The organism is Variovorax paradoxus, assembly GCF_009755665.1.
GTDB lineage: Bacteria > Pseudomonadota > Gammaproteobacteria > Burkholderiales > Burkholderiaceae_C > Variovorax > Variovorax paradoxus_G.
In genome coordinates, this window is sequence record NZ_CP046622.1 from 575,287 (window position 1) to 598,706 (window position 23,420).

General features: G+C 69.0%; 13 protein-coding genes. 9 read left to right on the forward strand and 4 right to left on the reverse strand.

Going from position 1 to position 23,420, the window contains the following annotated elements; translation table 11 throughout:
* On the forward strand, positions 1-1,707 hold the full coding sequence (locus GOQ09_RS02690) for a ShlB/FhaC/HecB family hemolysin secretion/activation protein (protein WP_157611768.1): 1,707 nt from the start codon (positions 1-3) through the stop codon (positions 1,705-1,707).
* Between the two features lies 1 nt (position 1,708).
* A complete protein-coding gene (locus tag GOQ09_RS02695; RefSeq protein ID WP_157611769.1) occupies positions 1,709-5,521 on the forward strand; it encodes a filamentous hemagglutinin N-terminal domain-containing protein in 3,813 nt (1,270 codons plus the stop codon).
* 3 nt (positions 5,522-5,524) lie between these two features.
* Here the strand turns inward: GOQ09_RS02695 and GOQ09_RS02700 are convergent, their stop codons facing one another.
* The 4 genes from GOQ09_RS02700 to GOQ09_RS02715 form a co-directional block, all read right to left on the reverse strand.
* The gene (locus GOQ09_RS02700) at positions 5,525-6,292 is read right to left on the reverse strand and encodes a hypothetical protein (RefSeq protein ID WP_157611770.1); all 768 of its coding nucleotides are present in this window, start codon (positions 6,290-6,292) and stop codon (positions 5,525-5,527) included.
* Between the two features lie 57 nt (positions 6,293-6,349).
* Positions 6,350-8,350 (reverse strand): ATP-binding response regulator, encoded by a 2,001-nt coding sequence (locus tag GOQ09_RS02705; RefSeq protein WP_157611771.1) that lies wholly within the window; start codon positions 8,348-8,350, stop codon positions 6,350-6,352.
* Positions 8,347-9,393, reverse strand: a complete 1,047-nt coding sequence (locus tag GOQ09_RS02710) for an ABC transporter substrate-binding protein (protein ID WP_207309913.1) — start codon at positions 9,391-9,393, stop codon at positions 8,347-8,349. Before GOQ09_RS02710 ends, GOQ09_RS02705 begins: the two co-directional genes overlap by 4 nt.
* A gap of 169 nt (positions 9,394-9,562) precedes the next feature.
* Positions 9,563-11,452 carry an ATP-binding response regulator gene (locus GOQ09_RS02715; RefSeq protein ID WP_157611772.1) on the reverse strand — a complete coding sequence of 630 codons (1,890 nt, stop codon included), beginning with the start codon at positions 11,450-11,452 and terminating at the stop codon, positions 9,563-9,565.
* Between the two features lie 260 nt (positions 11,453-11,712).
* On the opposite strand from GOQ09_RS02715, the gene phnD reads away from it, so the two are divergent.
* The 7 genes from phnD (at position 11,713) to GOQ09_RS02750 (ending at position 23,385) form a co-directional block, all read left to right on the forward strand.
* Positions 11,713-12,717, forward strand: coding sequence for a phosphate/phosphite/phosphonate ABC transporter substrate-binding protein (gene phnD, locus GOQ09_RS02720; RefSeq protein ID WP_157616555.1), 1,005 nt, complete (start codon positions 11,713-11,715; stop codon positions 12,715-12,717).
* A gap of 46 nt (positions 12,718-12,763) precedes the next feature.
* Positions 12,764-13,780, forward strand: a complete 1,017-nt coding sequence (locus GOQ09_RS02725) for a phosphate/phosphite/phosphonate ABC transporter substrate-binding protein (RefSeq protein WP_242630966.1) — start codon at positions 12,764-12,766, stop codon at positions 13,778-13,780.
* Positions 13,781-13,923: 143 nt separating this feature from the next.
* Positions 13,924-15,255, forward strand: a complete 1,332-nt coding sequence (gene tssK, locus GOQ09_RS02730) for a type VI secretion system baseplate subunit TssK (RefSeq protein WP_157611774.1) — start codon at positions 13,924-13,926, stop codon at positions 15,253-15,255.
* Positions 15,256-15,287: 32 nt separating this feature from the next.
* Positions 15,288-16,616: a DotU family type VI secretion system protein gene (locus tag GOQ09_RS02735; RefSeq protein ID WP_157611775.1), complete on the forward strand. Its 1,329-nt coding sequence runs from the start codon at positions 15,288-15,290 to the stop codon at positions 16,614-16,616.
* Positions 16,613-20,212, forward strand: coding sequence for a type VI secretion system membrane subunit TssM (gene tssM, locus GOQ09_RS02740; RefSeq protein WP_157611776.1), 3,600 nt, complete (start codon positions 16,613-16,615; stop codon positions 20,210-20,212). Before GOQ09_RS02735 ends, tssM begins: the two co-directional genes overlap by 4 nt.
* Positions 20,209-20,781: a type VI secretion system-associated protein TagF gene (gene tagF, locus GOQ09_RS02745; protein WP_242630967.1), complete on the forward strand. Its 573-nt coding sequence runs from the start codon at positions 20,209-20,211 to the stop codon at positions 20,779-20,781. Before tssM ends, tagF begins: the two co-directional genes overlap by 4 nt.
* Positions 20,782-21,495: 714 nt before the next feature.
* Entirely contained in the window at positions 21,496-23,385 is a 1,890-nt protein-coding gene (locus tag GOQ09_RS02750; protein WP_157611777.1) for a serine/threonine-protein kinase, read from the forward strand.
* Positions 23,386-23,420: the final 35 nt, after the last annotated feature.

Sequence of the window (23,420 nt, forward strand, 5' to 3'; positions counted from 1 at the left end):
ATGAAACAACGGCCTACACCCATTGCCTTCGCCGTCACCGCCCTGATGGGTGCGGCATTTCTATTGGCAGCCCAACGCACCCACGCAGCAGAAACAGACACCAACACGCTGCTCCCCACCAAAGATCCCTGCGGCACCTGCGACCGGCCGCTCGCCCAAGCCACCGGCACCGTTGCACCGCAAAGCCTGCCTGCACCGCCGCAACCGCCTGCTGCTTCGTTCAAGCTCAACGACCTGCGCCTGAACGGCGTCAAGGCGCTGACCAACGAAGAGCTGCAAGGCATTAGCGCACCCTACATCGGGCGCAACGTCACGCTCGGCGACCTGGAAAGCCTGGCGCAGGCCATCACCGCACGCTACAAGGAACGCGGCTACTTTCTCGCGCAGGCCGTGGTGCCGGTTCAAACCGTGCGCGACGGCATTGTGGAGATCAGCGTCATCGAAGGCCGGCTCGGCAAGGTCGACGTCACGGTCGCACCCGATGCGCCCATCAGCGAGGCAAGGGTGCGCGGCTTTCTCGCGCCCCTGCAGCCCGGAGAAGCCGTGAGCGCGCCCGCCTACGAGCGCGCGATGCTGCTGCTGTCGGACCAGCCCGGCATCCGCGTCACGTCGGGGCTGCAGGAGGGCACGCAGAGCGGCACCACCGATCTTTCGGTCGAAGTCGTCGCGGGCCCACGCTGGGCCTTCACGGCCGAGGGCGACAACCACGGCACCAAGGAATCGGGGCGCTTTCGCGTCGGTGGCACCGCGCGCTATCTCAGCCCCTTCGGCATAGGCGACAACCTCGACATGCGGCTGATGGTTTCGAACAGCAACGCGCTGCAGTTCGGGCGCGTGGCCTACGAGGCGCCCATCGGCACCAGCGGCCTGCGTGCCGGCATTGGCCTTGCGCGCGTCAACTACGAGCTGGGCGGCGAGTTTGCCGAACTCGGGGCGCAGGGCAGGGCCGACGTGCTCGATTTTTCGCTCAACTATCCGTTGATCCGCCAGCGCCAGCAGAACCTCTTCCTGCGCCTCGGCGCCGACGTGAAGAACCTGACCGACGAAATGAACGCGGTCGACTTCGCATCGAAGAAGCGCGTGCACGGCCTGGGCCTTGGCTGGGCCTGGGAGCGGCGCGACGAGGTGCTCGGCGGCGGCTACTGGGCCAGCTCGGGCACGCTCTACCGCGGCGACCTCTCCATTCGCGACGAGCAGAGCCGCGCGTTCGACCAGAGCGTGGCGGGCCACCGCACCGAGGGCGGCTACACCAAGCTGAGCTTCCAGGTATCGCGGCTGCAGGCCATCGTGCCGAACCATTCGCTGTATGTGGCGCTCGGCGGCCAATGGGCGAGCAAGAATCTCGATGCTTCCGAGAAGCTCTCGCTCGGCGGTGCGCGCGCTGTGCGTGCGTACCCCTCCGGCGAACTGCTGGTGGACGAGGGCGCCATCGGCACCGTCGAATGGCGCTGGTCCCTCAACTCGGAGCTCACGCCTTTCGTGTTCTACGACGCCGCGCGCGGAAAGATCGTGCGCAACCCCTCGCCGTTCGACACCGGCCCCAACCGCCACAGCCTGCGCGGTTTCGGCATCGGCATTTCGTGGGCGCGGCCCGGCAACTTTGCGATCAACGCGACGCTCGCCTGGCGCGACGGCACACGGCCGGCGCAGACCGATGGCGGCGGCCGCAACCCGCGTTTGTACGTGCAGGCGCAAAAGGTGTTCTGACATGGCAATGCACAACCGTTCCCCACGATTCCAGCCGCGCCTGCGGCTGCGTCCCGTCGCGCTCGCGCTGGTGTGCCTGGGCTTGGCACCCGCGCTGGCGCAGACCCTGCCCACCGGGTTCTCGCCCATTGCCGGAGGCGTGACCGCCGCGACGCCGAATGCCGCGACGATGAACATCAACCAGACGACGGCGCGCGCCATTGCGCAATGGAACACCTTCTCCATTTCGACGGGAGCGACGGTCAACGTTGCGCAGCCGAGCGCCAGCAGCGTGCTGCTGAACCGCGTGATCGGCGGGGAGCCCTCGGCCATTGCCGGATCGCTCAATGCGAATGGCCGCGTCTTCCTGGTCAACCCGGCCGGCGTGACGTTCTCCAAGGGTTCCTCGATCAGCGTCGGCGGGCTGGTCGCATCGACACTCGACATGTCCACCAGCAACGACGATTTCATGGCCGGTGCGTCCAAGCTCGAGTTCAGGCGGCCGGACGGCAGTTTCGGCACCGTGGACAACCAGGGCAACATCACGCTGGTGGGCAGTGGCGGCACCGCGGCGCTCATCGGATCGCAGGTGCTCAACAGCGGCAGCATCGTTGCCGACGGCGGCACGGCCGCCATGGCGTCGGGCGAGACAGTCACGCTCGACTTTGCCGGCGACGGGCTCACCACGCTCCGGGTGACGCCCGGCATCTACAGCGGCGTGGCGAACAGCGGCACCATGCAGGCCAACGGCGGCCGTGTGGCGCTGGTAGCGACGAGCGGCTCGGAAGTGTCGAACGGCGTGGTCAATTTCCGCGGCGTGCTGCGGGCCGACTCCATGGTTTCGCGAAATGGCGAGATCATTCTGGACAGCGGGCTGTCGCCCGAGGGCGTGCGCATGACAGGCGGCCTGGTCTCCGCGGTGGGCAATGGCGCCGGCCTCACGGGCGGCACCATCGACATCAAGGGCCGTGCGATTGGGCTCGTGCCTTACACGCCTCCGCTCATCATCGACGTTTCCGCACCGCTGGAGCCACCACCACCGCCGCCCGGAAACGACGACCGCGGCATTCTCGACGCGAGCGGCAGCGCCGGCGGCGGGCGCATCCGCCTATATGCGAACGCGGTGGCCGAACTCGGCGACACCGGCGCCATCGCGCTCGGCGCCGGGTCGATCGCGCGCGCGGACGCCGTCGCTTCCGGCAACGGCGGCGATGTTCGCCTGCTGGCCGAACGCACCCTGCGTGCCTACGGCAGCATTTCGGCGCGTGGCGGCTCGGGCGGCGGCAACGGCGGCTTCATCGAGACTTCCGGCGGTTTTGCCGCGCCCGGCGACGGACAGGGCGGCGGCTTCAGCATCAACGGGCTGCGCGTGGATGCCGCCGCGCCCGCGGGCACTGCCGGCACCTGGCTCGTCGACCCCTTCAATGTCGACATCGTTCCCGGCGCCGCGGCCGGCACGCTGCCGACCAATCCCTTCGAGCCGCTCGCGGCCAGCACGATCCAGGACGGCGACATCAACGCCGCCCTCAACGGCGGCACCAGCGTGCGCATCACCACCGGCGACCCCGGCGCGGGGTCGCCCACGGATGGCGACATCCGCATGTTCAATGGCGTGCGCATCAACTACAGCACGGCCAACGGCCCGTTGACTTTTCAGCTCGACGCCCACCGCAGCGTGCGCGGCGACAACAACGTGGTGATCGAGTCCTCGGGCGCCGGCGGGCCACTCAATGTGGTGTTCAACACCGATGTCAACGGCGGCGGTGCCGCGACCGGCGGCGGGCAGGTGAGCTACAGCGGCGACATCTACACCAACGGCGGCAATGTGGTGATGAACGGCGCCTGGTCGGCCTCGGGGGCGGGCCCGAGCGTGAGCCTCAACGGCAACGTCATCGACACGCGCGTCGGCCGCACCGATGCCGGCGCGGGCGGCTCGGTAACGATCAACGGCAGCACCAGCGGGCCCTCGGGCGGCGGCTTCACGGATGCGGCGGTCTACATCAACGGCGTGCAGATCAGCGCCTCGACCGGCAACGTCGACATCACGGGCATCGGCGCCGACACCAGCGGCGTGCGGCTCGGCTCGCGCTTCTCGGGCACGGGCCTCCCGAACCGGCGCACGGACATCTCGAGCACCACCGGCAACATCACTGTGCGCGGCGTCGGCAACTTCACGGGCAACAGCAGCGAGATCCCGGGCCATGGGGTGGTCATCAACGATTCGGCGCTTCGCTCGGTCAGCGGCAACATCGCGGTGCGCGGCTTGCGCCAGGCCGACACGGATCCGGGCACGGGGGGCGACGGTGTGCTGCTGCGCACCGGCGCGCAGATTGCCACCACTGGCAGCGGCAGCATCGAGATCACCGGCCAGGCCGAGGGCGACGGCGCCGGCGTGCGAATCGGGCCGCCAGCGCCCGTGCCGGGCGTGTTCCCTCCGGTGCTTGCGGGCGTTTCCGTGTCATCGGCCGGCGGCAACGTCGTGCTGCGTGCCAGCAACGACGGCAGCACCGATGCGCTGGTGATCGACGGCACCGTGAGCGCGGGCAACGTCGTCAACCTCCGTCCCGGCGGCGTGGCTGCCGACGGCACGGCCTTCGACCAGGTCGCGACACCGATCACGCTCGGCGGCACCGCCAACACGGGCTTCGCTGTGTCGGCCGCCGAGTTCTCGCGCATCTCGGCCGGCAACGCGATCGTGGCCGGCAGCAATGCGCATGCAGCCGACATCAACGTGGTGGGTCCGCTCGCGCTGGCCTCGGGCCTCACGCTGCAGAACGAAGGGGGCGGCAACATCGCGCTGCAGGCGCCCATTACGGCGCCGCGCGTAGGCCTGGTGTCGGCTGGCAACATCACGCAGGCGGCAACCGCACCCATCACGGCGGGCACGCTGCTGGCTCGCTCCAGCGGCGGCAGCGTGCTGCTCGACCAGGCGGCCAACAACGTGAGCGCGAACACGCTGGGCGGCGGGGCGGCCGGTGCGTTCCGCTACCAGGACGTGGACGAACTGCGCATCGGGCCCGTCTCGGTCGTCGGCTACGACGCGGCCGGCAATGCGCCGCAGGTGGTGTCGGCCGGCTCCATGGCGGCGGACACGGTGTTCGTGCGCACGCTGAGCGGCGACCTGCAGTTGGGTACGGCGGTGACCAGCACTTCGGGCGCCGACCTGGTGGCCGCGGCGCGGTTCCAGAACGTGGGCGGTGCCAGCCTGGGCGGGGCGCCCTGGCGCGTGTGGGCCGATACCTGGATCGGCGAAACGCGCGGCGGCGTTGTCGGCTCGGGCCTGCTGCCGAACCTCTACAACTGCGCCTACCTGGGCCTGTGCGGCGTCACCGTATCGCCGGGTGACAACCACTTCATCTATGCGCAGCGGCCTACCGCGACCGTCGTGATCGGCAATGCGTTCAGGCCGGCGGGCCTGAACAATCCGTTCTTCACCTGGAGCATCACGGGCCTGATTCTTGGCGACAGCGGCGCCGGCTTCAGCGGTGCGGTCGGCACCGCGGCCAACCGGTCGAGCCCGCCCGGGGCTTATGCGATCAACGGCAGCTTCACCTCGGCAGAGGGCTACCTGGTCAACGTGGTGCCGGGAACGCTCACAGTCGGCGGCTTTCCGCAGATTCCGAAGGCCGATGTGATCCGCGACCTGCCGACCACCTGGCTGTACGACCGCAACATCGGCCCGCCGCCGATCTGCTTTGCGACCGGCCCGCTCGAAGGCGACCGCGCCTCGCAAGGCAACGACGTGCTGGCGCGCGAATGGTCGCGCGTGCGCTCGCGGCCCAATCTCACGAGCTGCGTCGACACCGAGAAGCGCAACGGCTGCGCCGACTTCTAGCGGCTAGCCCGCGGCGCCGAAGCGGCCCGTGTAGGTGCGCAGTCCCTGGTGCGCCAGGTCGGACTGCGCGTCGATGTGGATCTTGCCGCCCAGCGCCTGCCAGCGACGGCAGAACGCATAGTCTTCGCTCAGGTAGCGGCCGTTGCCGGGCTCGGCCAGCACGTCGAAGAAGCGGTAGTGCGGCCATGCCTCTGCTGCGGTGTCGCGCGACGGCTCGGGCGTGTAGTGCAGGTCGGGCCGCGCTTCGGCCAGGCGCTCGAACACCGAACGGGCGATCAGCATGAAGCCCGTGGGCGCATCGAGCACCTCGATGAAACCGTCGGCATCGAGTTTGCCCTCGCCGGTCCGTGCGTTGGCCGGAAAGCGCGCATGCCGCGCCTCGAAGTCGGCGCGCGTGCTGCCCGCGGGCAAGGCTTCGCGCAGGCCGTCGGCGGGCCAACCGTCCTCCTTGAGCGGATAGACGCCGGCGACCACGTCGCGGCCGGCCAACAGCAGCCGCAGCGCTGCGGAAGGCTCGAAGCCGATGTCGGCGTCGATCCAGAACAGGTGCGTCCAGCGCGTGTCGGCCATGAACTCGGCCACCAGCCGGTTGCGGGCGCGCGGAATCAGGCTGTCGCCGTCGAGGAAGCGCGTCTGCATCGAAAAGCCTTGGCTCCAGGCGAGGTTCACCAGGCCGAGCAGGCTGCGCACGTAGATCGAGGCCAGCGCGCCGCCATAGCTCGGCGTCGCGATGAAGGGGCGGATGTCTTTCAGTGCGGCAATGTCGAGCATCGGAAGCGTTCCTGTGGGCGAGCGAGGGGGCTGCGACCTGGGTGTGTGGGGGCGCGCTCAGGCCGGCGAGGCGGCATGCCGCCGCGTGGAAAGCAGCGCGCGCAGCTTGGCGGGTGCGACCGGCTTGGTGAGCAGCATCACGCCCCCATGGCGCAGGCGCTGCAGCACCTCGGGCCCGGTGGCGCCGGACACGAGTACGGCGAGTGCGTCGGGCTGCAGGCGCTTGGCGGCGGTGATCACGTCCATGCCGTCGTCGGCGCCGGCCAGTTGCAAATCGCACAGCACTGCATCGAAGCGCAGGTCGCCGGTGCCCAGCCGCGCAATGGCCTCGGCGCCCGTGGCGATGCATTCGACCTCGCAACCCCATTGCTCCAGCAGCGCGCGGCTGCCGTCGAGGATCACGGGGTCGTCGTCGACCACCATGCAGTGAAGGCCGGCCAGCGGCGTGAGCGCGCGCGGTGCGGCTGCGGGCGCGGTGGCTTCGGCCGCCTGGGCGGCGGGCAGCGTGAGCGCAAAGGTGCTGCCCGCCTGCAGCGCAGAGCGCACCGTGATGCGGGTTCCGAGCAGCGCGGCGATGCGCGCGCAGATGGCAAGGCCCAGCCCGAAGCCGCGGCGCCTGTCTCGCTCGGTGTTGGCCACTTGGTAGAACTCTTCGAAGATCCGGCCCTGGTGAATGGGCGCAATGCCCACGCCGTTGTCGCGCACTTCGATGCGCACGTTGTCGCCGCCGGCCCGGCTGCGCCGCGCGGCCACCAGCACCGTGCCGCCGGCGGGCGCATGGCGCAGCGCGTTGGCCACCAGGTTGCCAACGATGCGCTGCAGCAGCGCCGCATCGCTGCGCACCGCAAGCCCGCGGTCGCTCCAGCGCAGCCGCACACGGGTCTCGGCCGCGGTGGGGGCGTGCTGCGCATCGAGCTGGTCGAACAGCGCGGCCAAAGGCACCTTGGTGATCGCGGGCGTCAGCACCTGGGCGTCGAGCCGCGAGATTTCGAGCAGGTCGTCGAGCAGCACGCCCATGAACTCGGTGCTCTCCTGCAGGCGCAGCACGGCCGGGCGCTGCGCCTCGGTGGCGCTCGGCAGCAGGCCGTCGATGAAAAGCCCCATGGCATGCAACGGCTGCCGCAGGTCGTGGCTGGCTGCGGCCAGGAACCGTGCGCGCGACAGCGCCGCCTGTTCGGCTTCGGCCATGCGCTGCAGCGCCACGGCCGTGGCCTCGCGCACGCGCTCCTCGCTGACCTGGCGGTTGCGCTGCAGCCGCTCGGCGAGTCGGTCGATGTCGTGCGCGAGCACGGCCAGTTCATGCGTGTGGCCCTGGCCGGACGATGCCGGGGCAACGCTCCGCGGCTCGCCTTCGACCACGTCGCAGCGCGCTTCGAAGTGCCCGGCCTCCAATGCCGCCACCGTGCGCGACACGCGTCGCAGAGGCCGCGCTACCGTGCGCGCCATGTGGCGCACCGAGGCCCATGCCGCGAGCAGCGCCACCATCGCAATGCCGATGCCCGCCATGAGCGAGCGGCTGCGCTCGCGCGCGTAGGCCGTGGTGTCGCGAAAGGTCTGCACCAGCCCGATGGGTGTTTCGCCCGCCGCGGTGGAGCCCGCGGGCGCGAAGGCGCTGGCGCGCGAAGCCTCGCGCAGCGTAACGGGCGAGGTGAACATGCGCAGCTGCGCAAGCGCCGAGGCCTTGGGGCCGGCGGTCACGAACACGCCCGCGCTGTTGCTGATTTCCACCCGCATCACCTGCCCGCCGCGCAGCGCTGCGTTGGCCACGTTCTGCAGCGCCGGCAAGTCGCCGGCATAGAGGCTCAGGTCCGACATGGCGGCCACCTGGCGCGCCACGGCCTGGCCCTCCGCGTCGAAGGCCGCTTCGAGCGTTTGCAGTCGGCTGTGCGTGAACCAGCCGGTGAGCGCCAACGCCACCGCGGCGCACGGCACCACGCCAAGACGGAACAGGTCGCGCTGCAGGTTGCCGCGCACCACCAGCGTGGGCGTGGACAGGGGCTGCGGCTGCGCCGGCGAATCGGCGCGCGTGCCTTCGGGCGTCGTCCCCATGTCGCTCATCGGGTGACGGTGAGCCGCTCGGTCAGTTCCCGCTCCTCCGGCAAGCGCAGTCCGAGTCCGCGCGCCACGGTCACGTTGACGCGCACGGTGGCGGGCGTGGCCGACTCCACCAGCGGGCCGCCACCGGCGCTCGCCAGCTTCTGGCCGAGCAGCCGCGCCTGCCGCGCCAGTTGCGCCGGCGTGGAGACCGCCGCCGCAAGACCGCCCGAACGCACCAGCCCTTCGCTGGCACCGAACACCGGCAAGCCCGCCCCAGCACCCGCGCGCAATACCGAAAGCGTGGCGGCCTGGCTGTCGCCGATCAGGTCTGGCAGCACCATCAGCGCGTCGCTGCGCGGCACCACCGAATGCAAGGCGGAAGCGAGAGACTTTGCGTCCGGCGCGTATTCCACCTGCACGTCCCACGGCGGGATTGCGCCCTGTGCCGCGCGTTGCAGTTCGCGCACCAGCGGTTCCGATTCGGGTGTGGCGACCACGCCGATGCGGTACTTGTGCGGCAGCACTGCACCCACAAGCGCAAGCTGGTCGCCCATGGCGGGGTCGCGCAGCAGAACGCCCACGCGCCGGTCGCCGCGCCGCAGGGCCGGGCTGCTGGCGCGCAGGGTCTCGTAGTCGAGCCGGCTCAGCATCGCAAGCACCAGCGGCTGCTGGCCGGGCCGCTCGAGCGCGGCGCGCGCGGCCGGCACGCCGACCGCCAGGGTCATGCCGGCGTCCGCCGGCGCGGTGCGCAGGCCGCGCGTTCGCACACCCGCATTGGCGCCGGGGTGGGGTTCGGCGGTGGCTGCTTCCACGGCTTGCGAGGTGTCCGCGCCGCCCTGCGGGAGCCGCACCAGGTCGAAGCGGCCGCCAGGCTCCTGGGCCGCGCGAAGATGCTGCACGAACTCCGAGTGCGCGGCGAGGTCGTCGCTCATCAACACCGTGAGACCGGTGGCCGATGCAGCGGCGGCGGCGAGCTGCGCGATGCCGAGGGCCAGCGCGGCGCGAGCGCCGCAGCGCAGCCGTTTCCGGAAGAGCGAGATGAAAGGGTTCACGGCAACAAACATGGACTGCTTCTGCAGCAAGAGAGAGCAGTACCCAATGTACGGAAGCCCCTTGCTTGGCGCGATAAGGCGGAGGGCTTATGTCGGCGCCTGCCACCGCTTGCGGGCGTGATGAAGTGCACAGCGCGGCGGCTGCTTGGCCTATGTCCGATGGACTAGGGCCTCCAGGACGCTAGGCTTCGGCGTTGAGCAATGCCGCCGCGCGCTGGGCCTGGATGGCCTGGCGCAGCACGCGCGGAGAAACCGGCTTGTAGAGCACCGCGATGCCGGCGCTGGCCACTTCGCGCAGGCGGTCGGGCTTGGTTTCTCCCGTGACCAGCAGGCGTGCCGTGCCGGGCCCGATGCCGCGCGGATGGCGTTCGAGCGCCGCGATCACGTCCAGCCCGTTGTCGCCGCCCTGCAGGAGCAGATCGCTCACCACCACGTCCGGCGGCCGCTCCCACGCGTCGGCCAGCGCGAGTGCCTCGGCGCGGGTCTGCGCCGCCTGCACTTCGGCGCCCCAATTGGTGAGCACCACCGACAGGCCTTCGAGAATGGTGCGCTCGTCATCGATCACCAGGATGCGCAACTGTTCGAAGCTGGGTTCCTCCTCGATGGCGCTGGGGGCCGGCGTCACGTCCAGCGCGGGCAATGCGGCCGGCGCCGAACGCACCAGCACCCGCACGCAGGTGCCCTTGTTCGGCCGCGAGGTCAGCTCGACGCGGGTGTTGAGCAGTTCCGTCAGGCGCTGCACCGTGGCAAGCCCCAGGCCCATGCCGCGCTGGCCGCGCGGCGCCTGGCGGCCGGTGGCCTCTACCTGGTAGAACTCCTCGAACACGCGTGCCTGATGCTGCACGGCAATGCCCACGCCGGTGTCGACCACGTCGATGCGAACACCCTTGCCGCGCCGCCGGGCGCCGATCAGCACGCCGCCTTCGATGGTGTGGCGCAGCGAGTTCGACACCAGGTTGTTGAGAATGCGCGAGAGCATCACGTAGTCGCAGCGCACCCAGAGGTCGGTCTTGCGCGCCACCAGCCGCAGGCCCTGCTGCTCGGCCACCGGCCGGAAGTTGCGGCTGATTTCGTCGAACAGCTGGTCGAGCGGAAAGTCCGCCCACTGCGGCTGCAGCACGCCGGCGTCGAGCTGCGAGAGGTTGAGCAGTTCCGAGAACAGCCGGTCGAGCGAATCGACGCACTCGCGGATGTGGCCGATGCGCTGCAGGCGCACGGGGTCGGTCTCGCCGTTGGCCAAGCCGTCGGAAAACAGCGTGAGCGCATGCAGCGGCTGGCGCAGGTCGTGGCTGGCGGCCGCCAGCAGGCGCGTCTTGGCCTGGCTCGCGACTTCGAGCTGCTGGTTCTTGCGCGCGAGTTCGGCCGTGGCCTCGCTGATGCGGCTTTGCAGCAGCCGGTGGCTCTCGGCCAGCGCGCGCGCCGCCTGGTTGAAGCCGTGCTGCAGGTGCCGCACTTCGGAGGTGCCCTCGATGGTCACGCTCGCGGCTTCGCCGGCGCCCAGGCGGTCGACCGCCTTGCCCAGCGCACGGATCGGCTCGCTGATGCGCCGCGCGGCCCACCAGCCCGCCAGCCCCACGCCCACCAGGCTGGTTGCCAGCACCAGCACCACGTTGAGCCACACCGAGCGCCGCGCGTCCTGCACGGCGTCCAGGCTCATCTCGACCATGACCTTGCCGCTGTGCCGGCCGTCCTCGCTCACGATCGGCACTACCACCTGCAGCCCTTCGCCCCGGGCGCGGTCGACGGTTTCGGAGTTGGCGACGATCTCGCCATCGTCCGACCAGATCTGCACCTGCTGCACGTGCGGCTGGTAGGTGCCCGACTGGGCTGTGCGCTGAAGAATGCGGCGGTCCATGCGCACCAGCGGGGCTTGCGCCGCGGTGGCAACCTGCAGCGCCACCGTTTGCGCGTTGGCGCGCATCAGCTCGGTGAGGTTGTCCAGGTGCTGGCGCGTCAGAACGGCAATGGCCGCCAGCGTGGCGGCGGTTGCCGGCACCAGCGCCAGCAGGATCAGCTGCTGCGCGAAGGTGAGGCGCGCAAGCCCCCGGACGACGCGGAAGTTCCAGTTCATGGGGGCATTTGGCGCATGAAGATCAAGCTTAGGGACCCAGGTTACGGAGCGAAAGATGGGAAAAACATCACAAAATCAGCTTGTATTTGATATCTAATCGTGTCCGCGTTTGTCCATGTTAGACCCGCTGACCCGCAGCGGCCCATGTTCCGTGCCCAAAAATGCAGGCCTCCCCAAGCCGCGTCCGGAAGGCTTCCGGCGCCATTGACGCCTTTCGTGCCCCGCACCGCAGCCCGCGGTTCAGGCGTGCTGCCGCCGTGGTGGTTCGCCGCGGCGCACTCGCCTTGACGCTGCTCGCCGGCCTGCCGATGCTGGCGGCCGCCCAGCCCGCGCTGCAGCCCGATGCACCGGTGCGCTTCGGCATCCTGCCTCTCGGCGGCGCTTTCGAATCGCGCAGCGACTGGGACCCCTTGCTGGCCGAACTGAGCCGCGCCATCTCCCGACCGGTGAGCGTGCTCTCGGTCAATTCGTATGAAGCGCTCGAACAGGCCATCCGCCGCGACGAGGTCGACATGGCGTTCCTGTCCGGAAAGATGGCGCTCGACGCCGTGACGCAGCGCCGCATGAAAGTGGTGGCGCAGGTGGTGCGGCACGATGGCCTGGCCGGCTACCGCGCCCTGCTGCTCACCCGCAAGACGCCGCCGTTCAACACCAGGAAGAGCCTGCTCGGCGAGCCGGAACGCTGGCGCCTTGCGCGCGGCGAGCGGCAGTCCGTGTCGGGCTTCATCGTGCCGCAGCTGCAGTTCTTCCTGCCCAACCACATCGCCATGGAAACCCGCTTCCTGAGCGAGATCGTCGGCACGCATCAGGCGACCGCCCTGGCCGTGGCCAACAACGAAGCCGATGTGGCCACCAACAACACGGCCGATTTCGAGCGCTTCAAGCAGCGCTTTCCGGCCGAGGCGCTGCGGCTGCAGGTGCTGTGGGAGTCGGAGCTGATTCCGCATGCGCAGATCGTGGTGCGGCGTGAGTACCCGCCGGAGCTGCGCAGCAGCGTGCAGGCCTTCCTGGTCGGCTACGGGCGTGCCAAGGGGCCCAAGGGCGATGCGGAGCGGGCCGTGCTCAAGTCGCTGCACGACCTGGCCGGCTTCGTGGCGGCGGACAACAGCTCGCTGCAGCCGGCCGCCAAGCTCGCCTATCAGCTGGCCAAGCAAAACGCCATGACCGCGCAATGGGTCAACGACGAGGCGCGGCAGGCGCGCCTGAAGCGCATCGAGAGCGGCTACTCGGAGCAGGCCACCGTCCTTCGGGACCTGTCGCCCTGACATGCCTGCCCGCGCGCTGCCTCGCGCTGTCAGGTGGCTTGCCGCCATGGCACTGCCGCTCATGCTTGTTGCCACCGCGCTCTTGCTGGCGCCGGGCAGCGTCGGCGCTACCGAAAAGGCGGCCGTTCCCGCCAAGCCCGTGCGCTTTGGCGTGCTGCCGCTGGGAGGCGCCGTCGAATCGCGTGCGTTGTGGATGCCGCTGCTGGCCGACATGAGCCAGGCCATCGGCGTGCCGGTGGCGGCGTACTCCGTGGCGTCGTACGAAGAGCTCGACCGCGCCATCAAGCGCGATGAAGTCGACATGGCGTTTCTCTCGGCCAAGATCGCGCTGGACGCAGTGATGCAGCGGCGCATGAAGGTGGTGGCGCAAATCGCCCGCCGGCCCGGCATGCCCACCCACCGCGCGGTGCTGCTCACGCGGAAGGCCGGCGCGCCCAACACGCTGGAAGCGGTGCTCGCAGAGCCTGAGCGCTGGCGGCTCGCACGTGGAGACAGCCGCTCGGTGACCGGTTTTCTCATGCCGCAGAGCCAGCTGTTCCTGCCGAGAAATATCCAGATGGAAACCCGGTTCCGAGGCGAGATCGTCGGCAACCACCAGGCCACAGCACTTGCAGTGGCCAACGGCGACGCCGACGTGGCCACCAACAACACCACCGACTTCGAGCGCTTCAGGGAGCAGTTTCCCGTCGAGGCCGCGCGGCTGCATGTGGTGTGGGAGTCCGAGCCGCCGCCCGGCGCGCAGATGGTGGTGCGGCGCGACTACCCGCCCGCGTTTCAGGCCCGGCTGCAGGCCTTTCTGGTCGGCTATGGCCAGGGCAAGGGCCCGCGCGCCGATGCCGAGCGCGAAGTGCTCAAGACGCTGCGCGCGGCCTACGGCTATGCGCCGGCCGACGACAGCGCGCTGCTGCCCGAGGCCACGCTCGAGTACCAGTTGGGCAAGCAAAGTGCCATGGCGGCTGCCTGGGTCAACGATGCGGCGCGCGAGCAGCGGCTGCGGCGCATAGAGCAGGCGTACAAGGAGCAGGTCGAGACTTTGCGGGCGGCGTCTACTGCCGCACGTTGAACGAGGCGTGCGGGCGCCCGCCTAGTCCCTTCGCCGTAGCTCCAAATCCCTCCGCCTAGGCCGTTAGGCGGATTTGCCGCCGGCCTTGCGCGCCGGAAACTCCGTGCTTCTTTCGGGCAGCCCTTGCCTTTGACGGAGTGCGGATGAGTTGGCGAACAAAAGTGGTCTGGAGCGAGGGGATGCTGCTGCAGCCCCAGCACCTGCAGCAGAGCGAGCGTCATGGCGACCATGCGCGGCATGTGCTTTTGCGTTCGACCACGCCCTATGCCTGGGGTTTTGCGGAGATCGAGATCGACCAGGCCGCGCTCACGCTGGGCAAGCTCGCGCTGGTGCGCGCGGTGGGCATCTTCGGCGACGGCACGGTGTTCGACATGCCGGCGGTCGATCCGCTGCCCGAACCCATCGACATTCCGCCCGCCATGCGCGACGAGGCCGTGATGCTGGCGCTGCCCGTGCGCCGTGCCGGTGCCCGCGAGGCCGATGCCGAAGAATATGAAGAGCTGGTGCGCCACCGCGTGCTCGAGTCCGAAGTGCCCGACTCCAACACCGCCGGCGAGCGCACCGCCATGCTGCAACTGGGCCAGCTTCATACCCGCCTGATGCGCGCCAGCGAAGCGACCGATGCCTGGACCACGCTGGGCGTGGCACGCGTGGTCGAGCGCCGCGTCGACAATCAGGTGCAGCTCGACCGTGCCATGCTGCCGCCGCTGCTCGACGTGGCGGGCCATGCCGTGATCCGTTCGTGGCTCGACGAACTGCTGGGCCTCTTGCGCCAGCGCGGCGAGGCGCTGGCCGGCCGCATGACGCAAGGCGGCACGGGCGGCGTGGCCGAGATCGCGGACTTCATGCTGCTGCAGACGGTCAACCGCAACGAGGCGGTGTTTGCACACTTGGCCAAGAGCGCGATGTTGCACCCGCAGCATTTCTTCGAGCATGCGCTCGGGCTGGCGGGCGATCTCGCGAGCTTTCGCGATTCGCGCCGCGTCACGCGCTTCGGCCCCTACATCCACGACGACCTGGCGCTGAGCTTCCGCCCGGTGATGGACGACCTGCGCCGCAGCCTCTCGATGGTGCTGGAGCAGTCGGCCATCCGCATCGAGCTGCATGACCGCAAGCACGGCGTGCGCGTGGCGGTGGTCACCGACGTGGAGCTGCAGCGCAAGGCGACCTTCGTGCTTGCGGTGAATGCCAGCATGCCGAGCGAGGCGCTGCGCGCGCGCTTTCCCACGCAGGTCAAGATCGGCCCGGTCGAGCGCATCCGCGACCTGGTCAACCTGGCGCTGCCGGGCGTCACGCTCACGCCGATGCCGGTGGCGCCGCGGCAGATTCCCTTCCATACCGGCGCCAACTACTTCGAGCTCGAAACGCGCAACAGCGACCTGTGGCGGCAGCTGGAGCAATCGGGCGGCATCGCGATGCACATCGCGGGCGACTTTCCAGGCCTCGACCTCGCGTTCTGGGCCATTCGTTCCTAGCCGCATCGGGCTGACGGAAACGGAACACCATCATGACCACACCAGACCCCTTCGCCGCTTTCGAGTCGGAGCGCACGGTCATCAAGCCCAAGCCGCGCACGCCTGCCGGCACGCCGCCGCCTGCGGCCGCACCCGCGCCGTTCTTCGGCGGTGCCGATCCCACGCCCGCGGTTGAGGTCGGCGACATCGGCCTGCTCAATCCGCTGGTCTCGGCCGCGGGCAAGCTGCTGGTGCTGATCGGCAAGCTGCGCAATCTTGCGCAGCCGCCCAACGTGCCGGCCCTGCGCGCCTCCACCGCCGACGCGGTGAACCAGTTCGACGCCGCCGCTCGCCGCGCCGGGGTGAGCAACGAGTCGGTGCTTGCCGCGCGCTATGTGCTGTGCACCGCGCTCGACGAAGCCGTGGCCAACACGCCCTGGGGCGTGCAGGCCGGCTGGAACAAGCAGAGCCTCCTGGTGCAGTTCCACAATGAGACCTGGGGCGGCGAAAAAGTGTTCCAGCTGCTTGCCAAGCTCGCGCAGGACGTGCCCACGCACCGCCAGCTGCTGGAGCTGATCTACAGCGTGCTCGCACTCGGCTTCGAAGGCCGCTACCGCGTGGTCGACAACGGCCGCGCCCAGCTCGATTCGGTGCGCCAGCGCCTGGCCGACCTCATCGCCAAGGACCGCCCGCCGCTCGAGGCCGAGCTTTCTCCTCATTGGCGCGGGCAAGGTGCGGGCACGGTGCGGCTGCGCGAATCGCTGCCGCTGTGGGTGTTTGCGGCGGGCTTTGCGCTGCTGCTCGCGCTGGCTTGGTTTGGCCTCAGGCTCACGCTCAACTACCGCTCCGACACCACCTATGCCGCCGTGTCGGGCCTGCGCGTGCCCAACATACAGATTGCGCTGCCCGCCGTACCGGCCAAGTCGCCGCGGCTCGCGCGCTTTCTCGAACCCGAGATCAAGCAGGGCCTGGTCACGGTGACCGACGAGGCCGACCGCAGCGTGGTGCGCCTGCGCGGCGACTCTTTCTTCGGCTCGGGTAGTGCCGAGCCCATGGCCGCATCGCTGCCGGTGCTGCGCCGCATCGGCCAGGCGCTGGCCGAGGTGAAGGGCGAGGTGCTGATCACCGGCCACTCCGACAACCAGCCGATCCGCTCGCTTCGCTATCCGTCCAACTGGCATCTTTCGGCCGCGCGCGCCGATGCGGTGAAGGGCTCGCTCACCACGCTGGTGGACCCGGCGCGCATGCGCTCCGATGGCAAGGCCGACGCCGAGCCCGTGGCCGCCAATGACACCCCGGCCAACCGCGCGCGCAACCGGCGTGTCGACATCGTGCTGTTGTCAGAGCCCGACCGGGTGGCTTCGGCGGGAGTGACGAAATGATCAAGAAAATCTTCGGCTTCCTGTTCAGCCCGCTGCTGCTGACCCTGCTGGCGCTGGTCATCGTCGCGCTGCTGATCTGGTGGATCGGCCCCATGGTGAAGATCGGCGCGCTGGCGCCGTTCGAAAGCGAACTCGTGCGCGCGCTGCTGATCGGTGCCATCGTGCTCATCGTGGTGCTGCGCGCGATTTACCGCCGGTGGCGCGCGCGCCGTGCGAGCCAGCACCTGACCGACGGCTTGATGAAGGCGCCGTCCGCCAAGACCGATGCACCGGTCAACGGCGAACAGAAGATCCTGGACACGCGCTTCAGCGAAGCCGTGGCCACGCTCAAGCAGATGCGCCTGCACGCGGCCGGCAAGAAGCCCGGTTGGCGCGACTGGCTTTCCATCTCCGGCGGCAGCTATCTGTACGACTTGCCGTGGTACGTGTTCATCGGCGCACCCGGCGCGGGCAAGACCACCGCGCTGGTCAACTCGGGCCTCTCGTTTCCGCTGGCGGAAAAGTTCGGCCCCGGCGCCATTCGCGGCGTGGGCGGCACGCGCAACTGCGACTGGTGGTTCACCGACGAGGCCGTGCTCATCGACACCGCCGGCCGCTACACCACGCAGGACAGCCACCAGTCGGAAGACAAGAGTGCATGGGAAGGCTTCCTCGGCCTGCTCAAGAAGGCACGCCCGCGCCGCCCGCTGAACGGCGTGTTCCTGACCGTGAGCGTGGCCGACCTGCTGAGCCAGGGCCCAGAGCAGCGCACGCAGCTGGCGGCCTCCATTCGCGCGCGGCTGCTGGAACTCGATGCGAAGCTCACCACGCGGCTGCCGGTGTACGTGCTCGTTACCAAGAGCGATTTGCTCTACGGCTTCACCGACTACTTCGATGACCTTGGCAAGGAGCAGCGCGCGCAGGTGTTCGGCTTTACGCTCCCGGCCGACGAGAACGTGCAGGCCGACGAGAAGGGCCTATCCACCGCCTTCAACCGCGAGTTTGCGCTGCTGCACAACCGCGTCAACGACGGTCTCATCGCGCGCATGCAGCGCGAGACCGACGGCACGCGGCGCGCGGCGATCTTCGGCTTTCCGGCGCAGTTCGGTTCCATCGGCTCGATGCTTTCCGACCTGCTCGACCAGGTGTTCACCGGCTCGCGTTTTGCCCAGCCGCCGTGGGTGCGCGGCGTGTACTTCACCAGCGGCACACAAGAGGGCAGCCCGATCGATCGCGTGATGGGCAGCCTTGCGCGCAGCTTCGGCCTGGAGCGCGCCATGCTCGCGCCGCAGAAGTCGAGCGGCCGCAGCTACTTTCTCACCGCACTGCTGCGCGAGGTGGTGTTCCCGGAACAGCGCCTGGCCGGCGCCAACGTGAAGCTGGAGCGCCGACGCCACACGCTGCGCATGGCCGGCGTCGCAGCCATGACGCTGGTCACGCTTGCGCTCCTGGCGGGCTGGGGCTACAGCACGCTGCAGAACGTCAACTACCTGAAGTCGGTCGAGGCCCGTGTCGAGCCTGCGCGCCAGAATCTTGCGGCGCTGCCTTCACGGGTGCAGAACCTGGTGGAGGTGGCGCCCGTGCTGCAGGGCTTGCGCGACATCTGGAAGACGCCCGACAACCGCCAGGGCGATGAGCCGCTGTCGATGACGCTCGGCCTCTACCAGGGCGACAAGCTCGATGCGGCCGCCATGCTCACGCACCAGCGCGCGCTCAACGACGCCTTCCTGCCGCAGATCGCCAAGCGCATCGAGGACCAGCTGCGCACCGCGCAGAAGGACAACCTCGAATACACGTACGAGGCGCTCAAGAGCTACCTCATGCTCTACCAGCCCGAGCACTTCGATGCCGAGGCGCTCAAGGCCTGGATCACGCTCGACTGGGCGCGCAGCCTGGACCGCGGCATTCCCGAAGACCAGCGCCAGGCGCTCGAAGACCAGCTCGACGTGCTCATTGCACAAGGCCCGCCGCGCTCGCCGCTCAAGATGGACGAGAACCTGGTGCGCAGCGTGCGCGCTGTACTCGCGAGCTATCCGCTGGAGCAGCGCGTGTTCAGCCGCCTCAAGCGCCAGCGCGCCACCAAGGACATTCCGGGTTTCAGCATCGCCACCGCCGCCGGCCCCTCGGCACCCCTGGTGTTCGAGCGCATCAGCGGCAAGCCGCTCACCGAAGGCGTGCCGGGCATGTTCACCTACGACGGCTATCACAAGCGCTTCCAGAACGAGGTCACGGTGCTCACCGGCCTGCTCGCGCAGGAAGACCCGTGGGTGCTCGGGCAAGACCGCAGCGCCACCGACCGCATGCGCGACGTGGCCGCCCTCGGCGCGCTGACCGACCGCGTGCGCCGGCTCTACCTGGCGGAATACGTCAAGGTATGGGAGACGCTCTTGGCCGACGTGCGGCTGATTCGCGCCACCGGGCTCGAGAAGAACATCGAGGCCGCGCGCATTCTCTCGGGCGTGGGTTCGCCGCTTGCCAACTTCTTGCGCGCGGTGGTGAAGGAAACCACGCTCATTCCCGCCGACCAGCCCAAGGACGTGGTGAGCAAGGCGACCGCCACGGTCGCCAACACGCGCAAGGGCCTCGAAGACCTTTTCGGCGGCGACCCGAACAAGCCGGTGGCCAGCGGCAAGCGCATCGAGAGCATCGTGGACGACCGCTTCGAGCCGCTGCGCCGCCTGGTCACGCCCGTTGCGCCCAACCAGCCCGCGCCCATCGACGAGGCGCTCAAGCTGTTCAACGAGGTGTATGTGTACCTCAACGCCGTCGACACGGCCGTGAAGGGCCGCACCTCGCCGCCGCCCGGCGACGTGGCCGGCAAGCTCAAGTCGGACGCCGGGCGCCTGCCCGAGCCGGTGCGCACCATGGTCGAGAACCTGAGCCAGTCGGGCGCCGCGCAGGCGCAGGTGGCCGAGCGCGGCAACCTGAGCCAGGACCTGCGCCCCGTGACCGAGTTCTGCAACCGCGCCATTGCGGGCCGCTACCCCTTCGTGGGCAGCAGCAAGCGCGACGTGCTGCCCGAGGACTTCGGCCAGATGTTCGGCGCTGGCGGGTTGATGGACGAGTTTTTCCAGAAGCGGCTGGCCGCATTGGTCGACACCAGCACCAAGCCGTGGCGCTACAAGCCAGTGGCCGAGCGCGGCGCCGTCACCACGCAGGCGCTGGCGCAGTTCGAGCGGGCCGCGCGCATCAAGGACATCTTTTTTCGCGGCGGCGGCCGCGGCCCTTCGATGCGGCTGGACTTCAAGCCGGTGGAGATGGACGCGGGCATTACCCAATTCATTCTCGACGTGGACGGCCAGCTCGTGAAATACGCGCACGGCCCGGTGGTGCCCATGGCGGTGCAATGGCCAGGCCCCAAGGGCAGCAACCAGGTGCGCATTCAGGTGAGCCCGCCTTCGACCATCGGCAGTTCGGGCTCCGCCGTCGATGGGCCGTGGGCGCTGTTCCGCGCGCTCGACGACGGCCAGCTCGAAGCCGGCGATGCGCCCGAGAAGTTCTTCATCACCTTCCAGGTCGGGCCCCGCAAGACGCGCTTCGAGGTGACGACGAACAGCGTGCAGCATCCGATCCGCTTGAAGGAACTGCGTGAGTTTTCCTGTCCGGAGGGGTTGTGAGCGACGCGCTTGCTTTTCCTTCTTCTGCTGCTGCATTGCCAGGATGGTTCGGCAAGTTGCCGGGCATGGGGGACTTTGCGCACCGGCGGCTGCCTGAGTCGTTTCGCTCGGCGTGGGATCACTGGCTGCAGCGCGGCTTGGCACGGCTGAAGGACCGGCATGAAGACTGGATTTCGCATTACCTGCAGGCGCCGGTGTGGTGCTTTGCGCTGGGGCCGGGCGTGGCGGGTGAGGGTGCCTGGATCGGCGTGATGATGCCTTCGGTCGATGGCGTGGGGCGGTACTTTCCGATCACGCTGGCTGTCGAGCTCGATGAATTTGCTGGCGAGACGCTGGGGGGCGATGCGCTGCGGGGGTGCTGCTTTGGTGGGAGCGGGGGACGCGGGCTGCGCTGGAGGGGCTTGAGGGGGATATGGATGCGCTGGGGTTCGATGCTTTGCTTGAGCGGTTGTTTGTTGCGACGCAAGGTGGTGAGGTGCGCGAAGGGGGATTGGAGTCGCTGGCTTTGCCGGGGGCGGGGAGGTCCTTGTGGCTGGACGATCCTGCTGCTTCGGCTGACGCCGGGGTGATGGTTGCCGGGTTGCCTTTGGATGGGGAGTTCGAGGCTTTGTTTGTGGGGGAGGGGGAATGAACTCCTTGCTTTGTTTTGTTGTCGGAGGCCGGGTCTCGCCCCGGCGGGCGACTCACTTTCTTTGCTTCGCCAAAGAAAGTAAGCAAAGAAAGGCGACCCCTACTGTCTGCGTCCCTGCGCTGCGCTACGGGCAACCTGCGGTGCTCGACTCCGGCGGGGGTCCGCAGAACTCGCTTCGCTCAAACAGCTGCGGCCCTGATCCCGCCTCCATCTGCGCTCCTCGGCGCATACAGAAGGGGTGGGAGCGGGCAGCCTTCGCTCTCGCTCGGCTCCAACAGCCAATACCAACAGCCAATACCAACAGCCATCAGCCCCGCTCGATGCCAACCACTGCGACGCGCAGCGCCGCAGTGGCCCGGTGGCCGAGCGAAGCAAAGGCCCGTTCGGTTTCCAAGCCCCTCTGTATGCGCCGAGGAGCGCAGGGTTTCGCGGATCAGGGCTCGCAGCTGTCTGAGCGAAGCGAGTTCTGCGAGACCCCGCGAAACCCGAGCACCGCAGGTTGCCCGCAGCGCAGCGGAGGGACGCAGACAGTGGGGTCGCCTTTCTTTTGCCTACGTTTCTTTGGCGAAGCAAAGAAAAGTAGGTCGCCCGCCGGGGCGACACCCGGCCTCGGAAAGCAAGCCCCCGTCAACGTCCATACGGGAGCAAGTCAATGACCGAAGCAAACCCCAACAAGCCGACAGAAGACGACCGCACCCAGGTCATGTCAAGACCCGTCCAGCAAACAGACACCTCAGTAACGGTAATCACCGCCAGCCCCACTAGCCTGTCCAACGCCCCCGTCACAAGCCCAGCCACAGAAGCAAACGAAGCCGGCCTCCTCCCCGTAGGCAGCCGCCTCGCAGAATTCGAAATCACCCGTGTCGTTGGCCAGGGCGGCTTCGGCGTGGTCTACGAAGCCTGGGACCACGCCCTCGAACGCGTCGTCGCCATCAAGGAATACCTGCCCACGTCACTCTCGACAAGGCAGCAGGACGGAACAGTCGTCCCCTTGTCGGAACGCCACCGCGAAACCTTCGACCTCGGCATGCGCAGCTTCATCAACGAAGCCCGCCTGCTCGCGCAGTTCGACCATCCCTCGCTGCTGAAGGTCTACCGTTTCTGGCAGGAGCGCGGCACCACCTACATGGTCATGCCGTTCTACCGCGGCGACACGCTGCGCCAGGCGCTGGTGTCCATTCCGGCGGGCGTGGACGAGGCCTGGCTCATCCGCATCATGGACGGCGTGACGCAGGCGCTGGGCGTGATGCACGGCGCCAACTGCTACCACCGCGACATCGCGCCCGACAACATCATCCTGCTCGAAGGCTCGGGCCGGCCGGTGGTGCTCGACTTCGGTGCCGCGCGCCGCGTGATCACCGACAAGACGCAGGCGATCACCGTCATCCTCAAGCCCGGCTACGCACCCATCGAGCAGTACGCCGAAATGCCCGACATGTCGCAGGGCGCGTGGACCGATGTCTATGCGCTTGCGGCGGTGATGCACGTGGCCGTTTGCGGACGCGCGCCGCCGCCCTCGGTGGCACGGCTCTTGTCCGACAGCTATGTGCCGCTGGCGGGCAACGAGATCCTGCGCCAGCGCTACAGCCTGCGGCTGCTGCAGGCGATCGATGCGGGCCTGGGCGTGCGGCCGGAGTCGCGGCCCCAGTCGATGGCCGAGTTCCGCGCGGCGCTCGACCTGGAGGTGGGCCACAGCATCGCACCGGTGCCGCGCACCTCGCCGCCTGTGACGCCCGGCTCGCGTAAAACGGGCAGCAACGCCGACGCGCCGACGATCATCGGTCGAGGCAATCCACCGGTGCAGGGCACGGACAGCGGCGGCGGCTCCGGCAGAAGCAAGGCCGTGCCCGCCATCGCATCGCTGGCGGTGGCCGCCGTGGTGGCTGGCGGTGGATGGTGGTGGTACCAAGGCCGCACGGCCGCTGAGGGCGACAGTGGCGGCGGCAAGCAGGCCATCGTGGCGCCTCCACCGCCGCCCGAGGCTCGCGTGGCTGAAGCGCCTCCACCACCGCCGCCGCCCCCTCCGGCACCCCGCACGCCGCTCGACTCGCTGCAGTCGCTCGCAACAGGCGCGTCGCCGGCCTTCGATGTGGCGGCCGCGCCGAAGAAGCCAGAGGTCGCAATCGGCAAGGACAGGCTCGCGTTCGAAGTGCGCAGCAAGCGCGACGGCTTCGTCTACGTGTTTTTGCTGTCCAGCGGTGGCGAGATGTTCTTGCTGTTTCCGAACCTGCTCGACAAGCACAACAAGATCACCGCCGGCAGCCCGCTCTCGCTGCCGCGCGCTTCGTGGCCGATGGATGCGGGCGGCCCGGCCGGCACCAACCAGTTCGCGGTGCTCGTGAGCGAGCACGAGCGCGATTTCGGCGCCTCTGGCGTCCAGAACGACGGCGTGTTTCCGCAGTTTCCCCTGCCCGTGCTGGCGGCGCTCGAAGCCACGCGCGGCACGGGGCCGTCGCCTTTGCTGGGCAAGCCGGTGTGCGCGCCCAACACCCCGTGCAACGACGTCTATGGCGTCGCGAATTTCAAAATCGTCGAGAAGTAATCGTCTGTAGAGCATTGGCTCGAAGGGGCCGTCTT